17 protein-coding genes are annotated in these 15592 nt (G+C 65.8%); 11 read left to right on the top strand and 6 right to left on the bottom strand.

The annotated features are described in order from the left end of the window. Positions 1-20: 20 nt before the first annotated feature. The 6 genes from aprB to MVF76_RS06870 all read left to right on the top strand — a co-directional run bounded on the left by aprB (position 21) and on the right by MVF76_RS06870 (position 5424). Complete coding sequence (gene aprB, locus MVF76_RS06895) at positions 21-503, top strand: adenylyl-sulfate reductase subunit beta (protein WP_297528063.1); 483 nt, start codon at positions 21-23, stop codon at positions 501-503. Beyond that, on the top strand, positions 503-2401 hold the full coding sequence (gene aprA / locus MVF76_RS06890) for an adenylyl-sulfate reductase subunit alpha (RefSeq protein WP_297528062.1): 1899 nt from the start codon (positions 503-505) through the stop codon (positions 2399-2401). Before aprB ends, aprA begins: the two co-directional genes overlap by 1 nt. A gap of 208 nt (positions 2402-2609) precedes the next feature. After that, positions 2610-2993: a hypothetical protein gene (locus MVF76_RS06885; protein ID WP_297528061.1), complete on the top strand. Its 384-nt coding sequence runs from the start codon at positions 2610-2612 to the stop codon at positions 2991-2993. 9 nt (positions 2994-3002) lie between these two features. Next, positions 3003-3536: an FKBP-type peptidyl-prolyl cis-trans isomerase gene (locus tag MVF76_RS06880; RefSeq protein WP_297528060.1), complete on the top strand. Its 534-nt coding sequence runs from the start codon at positions 3003-3005 to the stop codon at positions 3534-3536. A 116-nt stretch (positions 3537-3652) separates the two neighbouring features. After that, positions 3653-4810, top strand: a complete 1158-nt coding sequence (locus MVF76_RS06875; protein ID WP_297528059.1) for an alkaline phosphatase family protein — start codon at positions 3653-3655, stop codon at positions 4808-4810. Beyond that, the gene (locus MVF76_RS06870) at positions 4807-5424 is read left to right on the top strand and encodes a gamma-glutamylcyclotransferase family protein (protein ID WP_297528058.1); all 618 of its coding nucleotides are present in this window, start codon (positions 4807-4809) and stop codon (positions 5422-5424) included. Before MVF76_RS06875 ends, MVF76_RS06870 begins: the two co-directional genes overlap by 4 nt. On the opposite strand, the gene MVF76_RS06865 is transcribed toward MVF76_RS06870, so the two are convergent. From MVF76_RS06865 to MVF76_RS06850, 4 genes are read right to left on the bottom strand one after another with little or no spacing between them, the layout of a single operon-like run. Further along, positions 5324-6175 (bottom strand): SDR family NAD(P)-dependent oxidoreductase, encoded by an 852-nt coding sequence (locus tag MVF76_RS06865; RefSeq protein ID WP_297528057.1) that lies wholly within the window; start codon positions 6173-6175, stop codon positions 5324-5326. The two genes, MVF76_RS06870 and MVF76_RS06865, sit on opposite strands and share 101 nt — an antisense overlap. A gap of 25 nt (positions 6176-6200) precedes the next feature. Next, the gene (locus tag MVF76_RS06860) at positions 6201-6863 is read right to left on the bottom strand and encodes a DUF1614 domain-containing protein (RefSeq protein ID WP_297528056.1); all 663 of its coding nucleotides are present in this window, start codon (positions 6861-6863) and stop codon (positions 6201-6203) included. Beyond that, positions 6863-7738 (bottom strand): ribose-phosphate diphosphokinase, encoded by an 876-nt coding sequence (locus MVF76_RS06855; protein ID WP_297528055.1) that lies wholly within the window; start codon positions 7736-7738, stop codon positions 6863-6865. The genes MVF76_RS06860 and MVF76_RS06855 overlap by 1 nt, the downstream gene beginning before the upstream one ends. Then, positions 7735-9321: a thymidine phosphorylase family protein gene (locus MVF76_RS06850; protein ID WP_297528054.1), complete on the bottom strand. Its 1587-nt coding sequence runs from the start codon at positions 9319-9321 to the stop codon at positions 7735-7737. Before MVF76_RS06850 ends, MVF76_RS06855 begins: the two co-directional genes overlap by 4 nt. A gap of 185 nt (positions 9322-9506) precedes the next feature. Here MVF76_RS06850 and pomA point away from each other — a divergent pair, with 185 nt between their 5' ends. The 3 genes from pomA to MVF76_RS06835 are packed head-to-tail and all read left to right on the top strand — an operon-like array spanning position 9507 to position 12012. Further along, on the top strand, positions 9507-10274 hold the full coding sequence (pomA, locus tag MVF76_RS06845; protein WP_297528053.1) for a flagellar motor protein PomA: 768 nt from the start codon (positions 9507-9509) through the stop codon (positions 10272-10274). A gap of 30 nt (positions 10275-10304) precedes the next feature. After that, entirely contained in the window at positions 10305-11399 is a 1095-nt protein-coding gene (gene tssL / locus MVF76_RS06840; protein ID WP_297528052.1) for a type VI secretion system protein TssL, long form, read from the top strand. Next, the gene (locus MVF76_RS06835; RefSeq protein ID WP_297528051.1) at positions 11392-12012 is read left to right on the top strand and encodes a PilZ domain-containing protein; all 621 of its coding nucleotides are present in this window, start codon (positions 11392-11394) and stop codon (positions 12010-12012) included. Before tssL ends, MVF76_RS06835 begins: the two co-directional genes overlap by 8 nt. Positions 12013-12088: 76 nt before the next feature. Here MVF76_RS06835 and MVF76_RS06830 read toward each other — a convergent pair whose 3' ends face one another. Continuing rightward, entirely contained in the window at positions 12089-13381 is a 1293-nt protein-coding gene (locus tag MVF76_RS06830; RefSeq protein ID WP_297528050.1) for a porin, read from the bottom strand. Between the two features lie 50 nt (positions 13382-13431). Continuing rightward, positions 13432-13887 carry a DsrE family protein gene (locus tag MVF76_RS06825; protein WP_297528049.1) on the bottom strand — a complete coding sequence of 152 codons (456 nt, stop codon included), beginning with the start codon at positions 13885-13887 and terminating at the stop codon, positions 13432-13434. A 178-nt stretch (positions 13888-14065) separates the two neighbouring features. On the opposite strand from MVF76_RS06825, the gene MVF76_RS06820 reads away from it, so the two are divergent. Both MVF76_RS06820 and MVF76_RS06815 read left to right on the top strand, forming a co-directional pair. Beyond that, the gene (locus MVF76_RS06820; RefSeq protein WP_297528048.1) at positions 14066-14641 is read left to right on the top strand and encodes an RNA polymerase sigma factor; all 576 of its coding nucleotides are present in this window, start codon (positions 14066-14068) and stop codon (positions 14639-14641) included. Between the two features lie 28 nt (positions 14642-14669). After that, on the top strand, positions 14670-15377 hold the full coding sequence (locus MVF76_RS06815) for a hypothetical protein (RefSeq protein ID WP_297528047.1): 708 nt from the start codon (positions 14670-14672) through the stop codon (positions 15375-15377). The last annotated feature ends 215 nt before the right edge of the window (positions 15378-15592 follow it).

Genomic DNA, 15592 nt, shown 5'->3' with positions numbered 1-15592 from the left:
TTGGTACAGGAGAAGAAATCATGCCTACATTTGTGTACATGACACGATGTGACGGTTGCGGGCACTGCGTCGATATCTGCCCCTCCGACATCATGCACATCGACGAGGTCACCCGGCGCGCCTACAACATCGAGCCCAACATGTGCTGGGAGTGCTACTCCTGCGTCAAGGCCTGCCCCATGAACGCCATCGACGTTCGCGGTTATGCCGACTTCGCGCCGCTGGGCCACTCGGTGCGCGTGCGTCGTGACGAGGAGAAGGGTGTCATCGCCTGGCGCATCATCTTCCGCAATGGCAAGAAGGACTGGGATCTGCTGGCGCCCATCACGACCAAGCCGTGGGGTACCGGGATTCCGAATCTAAAGGAAGTGCCGCCGCCGGCCCCCGAGCAGCGTAACAGCCAGCTGCTCTACAACGAGCCCAAGTACATCCGCCTCGACGACGGCGGGCTCCGCACGATCGCCGACACGGGCGCCAAATTTAAGGAAGGGGTGTATTACTGATGAAATTCAAAACGGTAGTTGAAGACAACATCGACGTTCTGGTCGTGGGCGCCGGCCTTGCCGGCACGGGCGCGGCGTTCGAGGCGCGTTACTGGGGTCCGGACAAGAAGATCGTCATCGCCGAAAAGGCCAACATCGACCGCTCCGGCGCCGTGGCGCAGGGTCTGTACGCCATCAACTGCTACATGGGTACCCGGTTCGGCGAGAACCAGCCGGAAGACCATGTGCGTTATGCCCGCATCGACCTGATGGGCATGGTGCGCGAGGACCTGCTGTTCGACATGGCCCGCCACGTGGACTCGGCTGTGCACCAGTTCGAGGAATGGGGCCTGCCGATCATGCGCAACGAGAAGAAGGGCACCTACCAGCGTGAAGGCCGCTGGCAGATCATGATCCACGGCGAGTCCTACAAGCCGATCGTGGCCGAGGCGGCCAAGAAGTCCGCCGACAAGGTCTACAACCGCATCTGCGTGACCCACCTGCTCATGGACGAAAGCCGCCCCAACCGGGTGGCCGGTGCCGTGGGCTTCAACGTGCGTACCGGCGACTATCACGTGTTCAAGTCCAAGACCGTGATCGTCTCCGCCGGCGGCGCCTCCAACATCTACAAGCCCCGCTCCGTGGGCGAGGGTGCCGGCCGCGTCTGGTATGCGCCCTGGTCCTCCGGCTCGGCCTATGGCCTGCTGATCGGCGCCGGTGCCAAGATGACGCAGATGGAAAACCGCATCGTGCTGGCCCGCTTCAAGGACGGCTACGGTCCGGTGGGTGCCTACTTCCTGCACCTCAAGACCTATACCCAGAATGGCCTGGGCGAGGAGTACGAGTCCAAGTGGTGGCCCTCGTTGCAGGAGATGGTCGGCAAGGCCTATCTCGATCCCGAGGCCTCGCACCGTACCCATCGTCCCATCCCGACCTGCCTGCGCAACCACGCCTTCATCCAGGAGGTGAACGCCGGCCGCGGTCCCATCCGCATGGTGACCATGGAGGCCTTCCAGGACCCGCATCTGGAAGAGATCGGCTGGCACAACTTCCTCGGCATGACCGTGGGTCAGGCCGTGCTCTGGGCCGCCACCGATGTGGATCCCAAGTACGAGAACCCCGAGCTCACCACCTCCGAGCCCTATGTCATGGGATCCCACGCCACCGGTTGCGGCGCCTGGGTGTCCGGTCCGGAAGACGTGTCTCCGCCGGAGTACTTCTGGGGCTACAACCGCATGACCACGGTGGAAGGCCTGTTCGGTGCCGGTGACGCCGCGGGCGGCACGCCGCACGCCTTCTCTTCCGGTTCCTTCACCGAGGGTCGGCTGGCGGCCAAGGCGGCCTGCAAGTACATCGACGACGGCAAGGCCGAGGGCATCCGCGTGACCGATGCCCAGATCGCGAAGCGCCGGGAGGAGATCTACAAGCCGATGGAGACCTACCGGGTGTATCGCAATGCGATCACCGCAGGTACGGTGAACCCGCACTACATCAACCCGCGTCAGGGCCTCGATCGCCTGCAGAAGCTGATGGATGAGTATGCTGGCGGCGTCACGGTCAACTACATGACCAACGAGAATCTCCTCAAGATCGGCCTCAAGAAGCTCAAGATCCTGGAGGAAGACTGGGAGAACGGCATCGCCGCGGAGAACATCCACGAGCTGCTGCGTGCCTGGGAGCTGAAGCATCGCATCCTCACCTCCGAGGCGGTGATCCAGCACACGCTGTTCCGCGAGGAAACGCGCTGGCCAGGCTACTACTATCGTGGCGACTTCATGAAGCTGGACGACGAGAACTGGCATGTGTTGACGGTATCGCGTCGCGATCCGGAAACCGGTGAGTACACCATGGAGAAGGCACCGCTCTATCACCTGGTCGAGGATGAGCCGGCGTCCGGTGGTGATGCCGCGACTGGCTGAGCCAGGTAGGCAAGGCAACAGGCGGGCCCACGCGTGTGCGTGGGCCCGTTTTTCTCGGTAAACTTCAGTTTGTTGTGCGTGGTGTGTCGACGGAGGTCCCGCCTCGGCCCGTGAGGTCCGGGTCCTTCGGAGCACCGATCCAGATTCCAGTCCGAGGCCTCCCGGGCCTCGGCATCTTTCCGGGAAAGTCCGAGGAGTGAGAGAACCCATGCCGTCCGAAACGACAGCGGATACCGGTTCCGTTCGCATTACCGAGCTGTCCGACGAGGAGATCCTCGCTATCGCGGATCCCTGGTGGGACGAGTTGGTGAAGTATTCGAACAACGCCAACTACTTGAAGTTCATAAAGAATTTTTCGAAGGCCTTTCGTGAGGCCGCGAACGAAATGGAAGTCGGCAAGCAGTTTGCGCGCAGTGAGCTGGCGCGCAACCTGGCGGAACGACGCGACTATCTGGGTATCATTCGTCGTGGTGACTACGTGACCGTGCTGTACCGTCAGTTCAGCAAGAAGTCCGACGGCGAGTGGCTGGGCCGCCTGGTCCTCGGCTTCGAGGACGGCGAACCCAAGATCTTCGGCGCGACCCTGTTCTGAGTGGAATGAATGGATAACCCAAGCGAGAAAATCGCCGATGGCAAGTACGTCGAGCTGAAGTATCAGGTCCTCGACCAGAAGACGGGCAGCGCACTGACCCGGGTCGACTATCCTATCGGCTATGTCCACGGGGTGAACGACATCCTTGCCGAGGATGTCATGGATGTCCTCGAAGGGCACAAGGCCGGCGATGTGGTGGAAGTGCCCATCGACGGCAAGGCCATCTTCGGCCCCCGCGACGAGAGTCTGGTATTTTCCGATCGCGTGGAAAACGTGCCCAAGGCCTATCGCGAAGTCGGCACCACCATCGTCGCGGAGAACGAAAAGGGCGATACCCGCAAGTTCATTGTCACCCGCAACCAGGGTGGTATCGTGACCTTCGACGGCAATCATCCCCTCTGCGGTCGTGACCTGATCTTCCGCCTCGAGATCTGCACCGTTCGTGATGCGACGGAAGAAGAGGTCGAGGCCGGCGGTGCCGTCGAATCCAATCCCGAGATCGAGAAGCTGCTCAAGTCCGCAGTGGAAGTGCCCCGCTCCTGACAGGCGCGGTATTTCCTTTCCCCCTGAGCCCGTGCCGGTTGCTGTCTTCGCCGGCAGCATGCGGGCTGGCGTCGGCGGATTCGCTCGCGGGCGTCGGCAGGGCGTAGACTGCCATCATGCTTCTGCCCGATTACGCTTCCGGCAGCCTGGTCAATCTGGTCCAGTCGATCGGCCAGGGCCTGGGTCTGCCGCCGCACGCGGACTATCCGCCCGCGGAACTGCTGCCGCCCGCGCGGGTTGCCGCGGCGCGCCAGGTGATACTGCTGGTGGTCGACGGCCTGGGCAGTGTCTTTCTCGACCGGCACCCGGACAGCTTTCTCGCCCGTCATGCCATCGGTGGCCTGACCTCGGTGTTTCCGACCACCACGGCCACGGCCGTGACCAGTCTGGCCACCGGCGTCGGACCGCAGCAGCATGCCATCACCGGCTGGTTCGTCTGGCTGCGCGAGCTGGGGCTGACCAGCGTGATTCTGCCCTACCGGGTGCGCGGGGGTGAGCGTGACGCGGTGCCGGCCTTGCCACCCGAGGCCGTGATCGGTGCGCCTTCGCTGCATGCGCGGCTGGCAGTCGAGCGGGCCTGGGTCAGCGAGTCCGCGATCGTCGATTCGGCCTACAGCCGGGCGCTGGCGGGTGCCACGCCGCGTGTCGGTTACCGCGATCTGCCCGGCCTGTTCGAGCGCCTGCTCGATCTGGCGCGAGCCGAGCCGCCGCCACGCTACGTGCACGCCTACTGGGCCGGCCTCGACGCCTGTGCCCACCGCCATGGCACGGGCCATGCCGAGACCCGGATGCTGTTCGCGGAGCTGGATGCAGGGCTTGCCGCGCTGGCGGGCGCGCTGGCCGGCAGCGGTAGCCTGCTGCTGGTCACCGCCGACCATGGTTTCATCGATACGGCCCCGGAGCGTCACCTGTCTCTGGATGCCTGCCCGGAACTGCGCCGGCTGCTGGCGCTGCCGCTCAGCGGCGAACCGCGCGTGGCCTGTGCCCATGTGCGCGCCGGGCAGGCGGTGGCCTTCGAGCGCCTGGTCGCGCAAGAGCTGGGCGACTGGTGCGAACTGTATCCCGCTCAAGAAATCATCGAGGCCGGCTGGTTCGGTCGCGGTGTTCCGCATCCGGCGTTGGCGGACCGTATCGGTGACTATCTGTTGCTGATGAAAGACAACCGGGTCATCCGCGATCCGCTGCCCGGCGAGGACGCTTTCTTCTTTGCCGGTATCCATGGCGGGCTGACCGAGGCGGAACTGCGGGTGCCACTGGTGGCGATCGAGACATGAGCCGGCATCGGATCCTGCCCTATCTGTTCGTCTACGGCAGCCTGCGCCCCGGCAATCCGCATCCCATGGCGCGCTGGCTGGCGCGGCGATCCCGTTCGCTGGGCCGGGCCTGGATCGCGGGGCGGCTGTACGCGCTGCCCGGGTATCCCGCCCTGGTGGATGCCGAGGCGCCGGATGCGCGCGTGTGGGGCGAACTGCTGGCGCTGGACAGACCGCGGGCCGTGCTGGCGAAACTGGATCGCTACGAGCAGGCCGGGCCGGGTTTTCCGAATCCGGAGTTCCGGCGCGTGCTGCGCGCCGTTCAGGTCGAGGGGCTGGTCGAAGTGACCGCCTGGGTCTACCTCTATGCCCGGTCCGCGAGCCGATTGCGCCCCCTCGCGTCCGGAGAATGGTGCCCCGCACGAACCGGAAAACTCCGGCGTGGTCGCCGGTTTTTTCTGAAGCACCTGCCCAGCCGGCCGGAAGGGTCCGCCATCATCCGCAGCCCCTGGTGCAATATGCGGGCTCGCCGCCTCAGCGATTCTCCCGCCGCGACACCGCCAGCAGCACCCGGTCCAGCATGCGCGTGGTCAGCACCCTGCGCAGGCCGGCGAACAGCCAGGTGGGGAAGGTGACGAAGTAGCGGGGGCGGGGGTGGCGGTTCTCCAGGGCATGGATCACCCGTTCGGTCACGGCCTCCGGGCCGAGGGTGAAGGGGGCCGCCGGTCCTGGCCGCTCGAGGCGCCGGATCATGCCCTCGTAGACGGCCCGATGGCGACTCTGTTGCGGGTCGATGTGACGGCGGAAGGCGGCATGGGCGTTGTCACGGAAGCGGGAACGGATGGGGCCGGGTTCGATGAGGGATACCCGGATGCCGGTATCCGCCAGCTCCAGCCGCAGGGCGTCGAACAGGGCTTCCAGGGCGTATTTGCTGGCGTTGTAGGCACCGCGGTAGGGCAGGGAGATGAAGCCCAGCACCGAGCTGTTGACCAGGATGCGGCCCTGTCCGGCACGGCGCATGGCGGGCAGCACGGCGTTGGTGACCTCCAGCGTGCCCATGACATTGGTCTCGAACTGCTCGCGCAAGGCGGCGCGGGACAGGTCCTCCACCGCGCCCGGCAGGCCGAAGCCGGCATTGTTGAACAGGCCGTCGAGGCGGCCATTGCAGCGGGCCAGGATCTCTGCCACTGCGGCGCGGATGGAAACCGGGTCGGCGATGTCCAGCGGCAGCGACTCCAGCCCCTCCTCGCGCAGCCTGGCCACGTCCTCGGCACGGCGGGCCGTGGCGAACACGCGCCAGCCGCGTGCCTTGAGCGCATGGGCGCAGTGGTGGCCGATGCCGCTGGAGCAGCCGGTGATCAGCAGGGTGCGGGATGCGTCGGTCATGGGGAGGGCATGATAGCAAGGCGGGCTAGGCCAGCAGCACGGCAACAATGCCGGCCATGAAGATGCCGTCGAAGGTGCCGGCGCCGCCGATGGAGGCGACCGGGGCACCGAGGCGGGGGATCTCGCGCAGATGCAGCAGGTCGGCGCCGATCAGTACCCCCAGGGTGCCGCTCATGTAGGCCAGCGCCGGGGCCTGATCCGGGTTGATGAGCAGGGCTGCCAGGGCCGCCGCCACCGGGGCCACGAACATGGGCATGGCGATCCCCAGCCCGGGGACGGGTCGGCTGAAGCCGTAGGCGATGCCGCTCACCAGGCCCACTGCGGCCAGCACGTCGAACAGCGGCAGGTCGTGCCGGCGCATCAGGTGCAGGGAGAACAGTGTCGGCACCACGCAGCCGCCGAAGTTCACGGCCAGCACCGTCTCGCCGGTGAATTCGCGGCGGATCTGGCGCAGCAGGCCGCGCAGCGCCACCGGCACGGCCGCCTCGGGCGGCGGCGCCTCGGCCGTGAACCGGCGGATGGGGATATTGATCAGGCTGCCGAACAGCGACAGCAGGAACAGGGTGAAGCCGGAGGCAGGCGACAGCCCGAGCTTCTCGAAGGCGAGTCCCAGCAGCCCGATCTGCAGCAGGAACAGGGCCAGCCCGAGGCCGACCAGCACCAGCAGCAGGTACAGGGGCGACAGCATCAGGCGGTCACCGCCGGTGCCAGCAGCGGCGCCAGCGACAGCCGGTTGCTGGGGTGGGGCACGCTGTCGGTGCTGGCGATGTCGGCGATGCCGGCCTCGTGCAGCAGCCGTTCGGTCTCGGCATCGAACAGGGCGTGGGTGACCATGGCATGGACCTGCGTCGCGCCCGCGGCGTGCAGGGCCTCGGCGGTCCGTGCCAGGGTCATGCCGCTGGCGGCCACGTCGTCCACCAGCACCACCGTGCGCCCCTGCCAGGACCGCTCCGGCAGCCTGATCGCCACCTCGCGGTCGCCGCGGCGCACCTTGGTGGCCACGCCCCATTCGCTGCCCGCCGCCGCGGCGGCCTCGGACACCCACTGCGCCGATTCGGCATCCGGACCGAGCAGCACCGGCTCGGCGTAGTTTTCCGCCGCCGCCCTCCCGATCAGGGCCGCGGCGCTCAGCCGCACCGGCTGGGTCACAGGTACCGCCGCGCCCAGCTCGGGGGTGCGGTGGAGATGCGGGTCGACCGTCACCAGACGATCGAAGTGTTCTGCGAGCCAGCGCCCGACGATGCGCTGGCTCACCGCCTCGCCGGCGTGAAAGGCCGTGTCCTGGCGCATGTAGCAGAGATAGGGCGCGACCAGGGTGAGGTGGCGGGCGCCCAGCTCGCGGGCCGTGGCCGCGGCCAGCAGCAGCTCCACCAGCTTGTCATTGGGGGCGTTGAGACTGCGCACCAGCACCACCCGGTCCGGCAGCGCCGGCGGCAGCCGCACCCGGCTCTCGCCATCGGGAAAATGGTGGATGTCGATCTCGCCATGCGCCAGCCCGGCCGCCTGGGCCAGTGCCCGTGCCTGCGCGGCGTATTCGGGAAAGCCCAGCAGCAGTGCCGTCATGCCGGGAAGTCCCCGCGGCGCTCCCAGTCCTCCGGCATGTCGGCTGCCACCGTATAGCCGCTGTCGCGCCGGCAGTGGCTGCGGGCGAACTCGAAGTCGGCCCGGATCTCGGCATGGACCCGGTACAAGGGTTCGCCCCGGTGCACGGGATCGCCGACCTTCTTCAGCAGATCCACCCCCGCCCCCTTTTCCATCGGGGCGCCGGCGAGTCGAGCGACGCGGGCCAGCTGGTAGTTGTCGATGGCGGTGACGTAGCCGTCCGCGGGGGCAGTGATCTCGAACTGCAGCCGTCCGGGGCGCGGCGGGTGCGGCTGCCGGCCCTGGGCCTCGATGATGGCGCGCATCTTGTCCAGCGCGCGGCCGGACTCGAGGATGTCACGGGCGATGGCATAGCCCTGGCCACCGCGCACGTCCGGGTCGAACTCCAGCACCCGACCGGCCAGCCGCAGCGCCTTCTGGCGCAGGTCGGCGGGTGCGTCGGGGTCGTTCTCCAGCACCTGCATCACGTCGCGGGCCTCCAGCACCGGGCCGATGCCGCGCCCCACCGGCTGGCGGCCATCGGTGATGACCACCTCCAGGTGCAGGCCGATGTGATCGCCCACGAACTCGAACAGCTTGCGCAGGGCCAGCGCCTGGCGCATGTGCCGGACCTTGGCGGTCGGACCGACCGGGATGTCGATGAGCAGATGGGTGGAGCCGGCCGCGACCTTCTTGGACAGGATGGAAGCGACCATCTGGCCCTGGGAATCGATGCCCAGCGGCCGTTCCACCGAGATCAGGATGTCATCGACCGGGGCCAGTCGCGCCGTGCCGCCCCAGGCCAGGCAGCCCCGGTGCACCCGCACCAGGTGGCGCAGTGCATCCGGGTCCAGCTCCACGTTCGCCAGCACTTCCATGGTGTCGGCGGTGCCCGCGGGCGAGGTGATGGCGCGGCTGGAGGTCTTGGGGATCAGCATGCCGTGGGCGGCGACGATGGGCACCACCAGCATCGAGGTCCGGTTGCCCGGGATGCCGCCGATGCAGTGCTTGTCCGCGACCAGCGGTTCCTCCCAGTCCAGCCGGTCGCCGGTGGTGACCATGGACTCCGTAAGCCAGAGGATCTCGTCCCGGTCCAGCCCGGTCTGGCCGGAGGCGACCAGGAAGGCGGCCATTTCCATCTTGGAATAGCGGTTGTCGGCGATGTCCCGGGCAATGGCCAGGAAGTCCTCCCGGCCCAGGCGCTCGCCGGCCATCTTGCGGCGCACGGCGTCCATGGACACCGGCGGCTCGGCATGGGCGACACGCACCCGCGTGCCCTCGGTGTGACCGAACTGCTCGAAGGCCGGCTCGGACAGGCCCAGCTCGTCGATGGCCACCAGGCCGGGATCGTCGACCACGTTCAGCACCGCCAGAATCCGGCCACCGTCGGCGGTGATCTCGATCTTGGACAGGGCCTGGAAGCCCTCGGCCCGGTACAGAGCGCAGTCGCGGTGGAGGTAGGCCACGTTCTCGCGGTAGGTGTCGATGCCCACCCGGCGCAGCTTCAGGCGCGGGGCGTGCACGCCATTCTGCGGGGCTTTGCTGCTGCTCTGTTTCTTCTTCATGATCAATCTCTTGAGACCATTTTGCCGGGGGCGCCGGCAGCCATGTCCCCACCATGCCTGAGGTTGCGCCGACACTCAAGATTCCTGCTTGCCGAGCGATACATCCTTATGAAGCAAGGCGCCGGCGCCCCGAAACCCCGACCGGCCCGGAAACGGACAACCGTAACCCCTCGGAGCAAACCACGGTGGATCTGGCAACACTCATCGGCCTCATTGGTGCCTTCGGTATCATTGTCGGCGCCATTGTCATTGGTGGCAGCGCCCTGGTCTTCATCAACGTCCCCTCGCTGCTGATCGTGATCGGCGGCACCATCATGGCGGTGCTGATCAAGTTTCCGTTGAGCCATTTCCTGAGCGCCTTCAAGGTCGCACTCAAGGCCTTCTTCCACAAGGCCGAGAACCCCGATGACCTGATCCGCGAGGGTGTCGCGCTGGCCAATGTCGCCCGCAAGGAGGGCGTGCTCGGGCTGGAGAACCAGGAGATTAGCAACGAGTTCCTCAAGCGCGGCATCCAGTTCTGCGTCGACGGGCACGAGCCCGAGTTCGTGCGCAGCATGCTCACCAAGGACATCAATCTCACCATCGAGCGCCACGAGCGCGGCCAGGCCATCTTCAAGGCCCTGGGCGACATGGCGCCGGCCATGGGCATGATCGGCACGCTGATCGGCCTGGTACAGATGCTCTCGTCCATGGACGATCCCAAGAAGATCGGCCCTGCCATGGCCGTGGCCCTGCTGACCACCCTCTACGGAGCCATCATTGCCAACGCCTTTGCCCTGCCCATCGCGGACAAGCTGGCGCACCGTACCATGGAGGAACGGCTGAACAAGAACCTGATCCTGGAGGCCATCAACGGCATCCAGGAAGGCATCAATCCGCGCGTCATGGAAGAGTTGCTCAAGACCTACCTGCCGCCGAGCAAGCGCGACAGTCTGAACGAGGAGGCCGCCTGAGGCTGAGGTTCCGGCCTGGCGCGCATGCCGATGGACGACGAAGCACCACCCGAGAAGAAACAGGATGCCGGCGCACCCGCCTGGGTCATGACCTTCGCGGATCTGATGTCGTTGCTGATGTGCTTCTTTGTGCTGCTGTTGTCCTTCTCCGAGATGGACGTGGCCAAGTACAAGCAGATCGCCGGTTCCATGCGTGAAGCCTTTGGCGTCCAGCGCAAGCACAAGGTCAAGGAGCCGCCGAAGGGTATCAACATCATCGCCCAGGAATTCAGCGCCGGACGCCCCGATCCCACGCCCTTCAATATCGTCGAGCAGATGACCACCGATACCATGAAGATGTATCTGGATACCGGTGACAAGAAGCGCAAGCGCAACGAAGGCGAGAAGGGGCGCAAGGGTGGCGGGCCGAAGAATGAATCCGGTCACGACGGCAACGAAAAGGGCGCGCTGAAGGAGCAGGGGCAGATGGCGACCACCCAGGAGGAACTGGTGGTGGTGCCCAAGGCGGATGCGATGGAGATGCTCAAGGCGAAACAGGCCGCCGAGGCGCGCAGGGAAAAGCTGCAGAATGCCGCCCGCGAGATCCGTGCCGCATTGGCCAGGGAGATCGACAAGGGTACGGTGGATGTCGAGACCACCGACCAGCGCATTCTCATCCGCATCCGCGACAAGGCCCTGTTCGGTCCGGCCAGTTCCTATCTGCGCGAATCCTTCCGGCCGGTGCTCGTCCGGGTCGGCAGGATTCTGAAGGGTGTGGAAGGGAACATCGTGGTGGCCGGCCACACCGATGACCTGCCCATCTTCACCGAGCGTTATCGTTCCAACTGGGAGCTGTCGTCCTCGCGCGCCGTCTCGGTGGTGCACGAGTTGATCGACGAGGCGGGCATCGAGGCCGCCCGCGTCGCCATCGAGGGGCATGGCGATACCCAGCCTGTGGTGCCGAACGACAGTCCCGAGAACCGTGCTCGTAACCGCCGGGTGGAGATCATTCTGGAACAGGGTGACGATCTCGTGGCCTCGGGCCAGATCGCCGCCAGCGAGGTGGCCGAGCGGGCATCCCCCGAGGCTGCCGACGGGCATGCGGGCGGGCAACCCCGGGCCTCGGAGGGCAACAAGGATGAGTGACCGGCAGATCCGGCCGACCGAAGAGGAGCGCCGCGAGTATTTCCGTATCGAGGACCAGGTGCTGCTGGAGCATCGTCCGATCGGCGAGGCGGAGCTTGAGCCCCTGCGCCTGCGGTTGGCCGACCGCATCCCCGACCGTTTCACGGTGGCGGCCAATTTCGCCACCCATTCGCGCGCCATGAACCGCATCCTGCACGGTTTCTCGGCCCGCTCTCCGGAGCTGGCGCGCTACCTTCGCATCATGGACCAGAAGCTGAACCAGTTGGCGCGGCTGTTCGTCATGGAGGAAATGGCGCTGGGCGTGGAGTCCGCTCTGCGGGTCAACCTCAGTGCCGGTGGCATGGTGTTTCCGGCCCGCAGCGAGATCGAGCCTGGCGCCCTGCTCGAACTGCGTTTCGCCCTGTTGCCGGAAATGATCGGCGTGCTGGCGGCAGCGCGGGTGGTGTACTGCGAGCGTGCCGCCACCGGTCATCCCGACCATCCGTGGCAGGTTGCCGTGGAATACGAGTGTATTCGCGAAACCGATCGCGACCTGCTCTGTGCGCACATCATGAGCCGCGAGACCGAACTGCTGCGGCAACAGCGGGAACAGCAGGGTGCCGAGGAGGAATAGTCACCTGCTTTCGGGTTGTCCACTGAAAGAAAAGGCCCCGCCATGGCGGGGCCTTCGCGCCTTCGGGGCGTCTGGCTCAGAAGATCGCGGTGAGCTGGATGGCAAGGCGCCCCTTCACGTCCTTGTTCTGGTTGTCGATGGCCGTGGTGTCGGAGCTGTTGTCGCGCGCGGCGTACTCGATGTTCACCCGGGTCTTCTTGTTGAAGTGGTACTGGGCGCCGATGGTCCAGGTCTTGAACTCCGTCTGGTCGCCTGCGGCCGAGGTGGGATGGTTCTCGTCGCGCTTGTAGTAGTCATAGCGCAGGTCGATTTCCCAGGCGGTCTGCGGGATGTACCAGCCGCCCTCGACATACCAGCCGCTCGCCTCGAGATCGTTGAACAGATGCTGCGGGCGGTGCGGTCCCTGGAAGATCATGCCCTTGCCCTTCATGTACTCGGCGGTCACGCGCCAGGGCTTCTTCAGATACTTGGTGCCTGCGCCCCAGCGGGTGCGGTTCTGCTCCTGGCTGGTGTCGTAGGCGTTCACGCGTTTGCCCTTTTGCCACCAGGCAAAGGTCTTCCAGCCCTCGCGCCGGCCACCCTTGCCGCCGAACACCTTCTCCGAGGCCCAGTAGGCGTAGAGGTTGCCCTTGCCGTTGCCGTTGCCGTCGCCGAAGTTCAGGCCATTGCCGTTGCCATACATCAGCGCGTAGCTGTGCTCCCACTCCCCGTTCCTGAAGGTGTCGAAGACCTGCACGCCGACATCACGGAAGGCACCGACCGGATTGGAGATCTGGTTCATGTCGGCGTTGGGCGTGGGCGTCGCTGCCTGGTTGGTGTCCGATGCATCCGGAAAACGCTCGAGAAGCAACTGGTTGGTCACATTGGTGAAATTGATGTAGTCGAATACGTGAATGGCCTGCAGGCCCTCTTCGGAGCCCGGATACTTGAACAGGCCGGCGCGGACACGCGCCCCCTCGATGTGATTCAGGGTGATGCTGGCATCGGTCAGATGGGCAAAGGAATTGGCACCGTTGGTGATGGCGTTGTTGCCCATTTCCACGAGCACGAAGTAGTTGACGTTGCTGTCCAGCGGGAAGCCCGTGCCGCGTACGCCGATACGCGCCCGGTTGACATTGAACTGGGACTGGTCGTCGAGGTTGGGACCGATCAGCTTGGGCGGAATGTAGACCTCCGTGCCGGCATTGACAAAGGGCTCCGAAAAGTCCTTCTGGTACTGGGCCTGGACAAAGCCCCAGAGCTTGGCGCGGGCGGCGGAGCCGGCTGGCTCGGTGCCCTGAAGCATCAGCCAGTTGGCGGCGTGACCCGGCGCGCTGGCCAGCGCGGCGGTCGCCAGGCACATCTTGATCGCGGTGTTGAGTGATTTCATGGAATGCTCCTTCGCTGCAGTGTAGCTGTTCTGTGTGGAGGTCACCCGAATCAGGGCTTGATCAGGTGGTAGCCCTGCTTCATCAATTCGATGATGCGCACGACCCCGGCCTTGACATGCCGTGCACGCGGGTTCAGGGCCGGTTCCCGGCCCAGTGCCTTGGTGTACTTGGCAAAGGTGTTGTCACAGGCGGAAAAGCGCACACCGGCGCCTTCGGCGAGCGAGTCGATGCGACCGGCGTTGGCGTTCTCGGCCAGCAGCAGGCGCAGCCCGGGCCCGAAGGCGACGATCTCGATGTCCACTTTGTCCGGTCCGTAGTACTTGACCAGGTTGCTGGCCACGTTGAGGACCAGCGTCTGCTTGAAGGGATCGGGATCGCTGATCTGCAGCACAATGCGTTTTTCAGCGAAGGGCTTGGGGTTTTCGGCGGCCAGTGTGTTGCCGGCAAGGCCGAGGGCCAGACACAGGGCCCACAGCCAGTGCCACCACTGCTTGTGATCGGACATGAACATCCTCCTCGTTCGGGTTCTCTGATTGCCAGGCGGACGGCGTGTCGTCTGCCTGGCCCCATAGAGAACCTGGCGGGTGGTTTTATTCCGCCGGGGCATGGCCCGGACGAGTTTGGTGTCGCAGGTTCGAAATAGAGGAAATAAAACGGGCGCAGGGTGCATCTACACGGACAGGATGAAACTGGTAACCCGACTCTGTGCGGCGCTGACGCTGCGCGACCGCATTGCCCGCAGCCGTGGCCGCCTGTACAAGGTGGCTTTTGCCTGGTGTGGAGACGAAATGGTCGCGGACGATCTGGTCCAGGAGGCCATGGCGCTGGCGTTGCAGAAGAGCCATCAGTTGCGCGATCCCGACCGCCTCCATGCCTGGATGTACTCGGTGCTGCACAACTGCTGGCGCCAGTATCTGCGTCGCCAGCGTCCAAGCTGCCAGCTCGACGAGGAACAGATGCCGGGCGGGCCGAGCGTCGAGGGCCTGACCAGCCGCATCGAGATCGTGGAACGGGTGCGTGCCGCCGTCGCTCGCCTGCCGGTGGGACAGCGCGAGGTCGTCACGCTGGTCGATCTGGAGGGCTTGACCTACGCCGAAGTCGCGGAAATTCTTGAAATACCGATCGGCACCGTAATGAGCCGTCTGAACCGTGCGCGCAAGGCCCTGCAGCGCTCGCTCAGGGCCATCCGGCCCCGGCCCGAAGGCCTGGCCGAAGAGGAAGGGGCGGCCGAACCCGCCCGCCTGCGGCGCGTGCGCTAGCCTGTATGGAGTGGTATAAGCAGTTGTGATGAACAGGATCAACAGGACCCCTGCCTTCAGTGACGACGAGCTGCACGCCTTCGTCGACGGCCAGTTGGATACGCATGGCCGCGAGCGCCTGCTGGCGGCGATGGAGGCCGATCCCCGGTTGCGCGAGCAGGTCTGCGAGCTTCGCCGCACCAAGGAATGGATGCATCTCGCCTTCGGGGAGGCACATCCGCCCCGACATGGCGGCGAACGGCCGCGGCGGCGGGTGCGACTGGGCGGCGTCGCCGCGGGGCTGGTCTTCCTGGCGGTCAGTTTCTTCGCCGGCTGGCACCTGCGCCCGGTCCCGGAGGCTGGCGTCAACAGCGTGGTGCTGCAGGACGTGGTGGCCAGTCGGTACCGGGTGGTACTGCATATCGCCGAGGCGGATCCCGGCAAGTTCGAGACCGTTCTCGACGACGCCGAGAAGCTGTTGCGACAGTATCGGGAGCAGGGCATCAAGGTCGAGGTGCTGGCCAATGCCGGCGGCCTGGACATGCTGCGAGTGGATGTTTCCCCCTATGCGGCCCGGGTCGCGCGCATGATGAACGAGTACGACAATCTCACCTTCATCGCCTGCAGCAATGCCGTGAAGCGGGTGCAGGAACGGGGTCAGAAGGCGCTGTTGATCAACGGCACCCATACCGATTCCACCGCCGTCGAGCACGTGATTCAGCGCCTGCGCGAGGGCTGGTCCTACATCAAGGTCTGATCGGTGGCGGCCCGTCCGGGCCGTCCATCGACACGGTTTCCACCCATCGTCAGTATGTTGCGTGTCCCGGAGATCCGGGGCGAGGTATCTGTGCCCGCCGCCTGGCTTGCATGTTGCTTCAACCCGGAGGCGGGCGTCGGGTAAGTCGTTGTGCTGGCGGGCGATGAAGCGGCTTTCTCCGCCATGGTCCGGAGTCGCTTTGCGACCGCCCGCTT

This window comes from Thiohalobacter sp., assembly GCF_027000115.1.
Taxonomy (GTDB): Bacteria; Pseudomonadota; Gammaproteobacteria; order Thiohalobacterales; family Thiohalobacteraceae; genus JALTON01.
The sequence above is the reverse complement of the archived record's forward strand: the minus strand, read 5'-3'. Positions and strand labels throughout refer to the sequence as shown.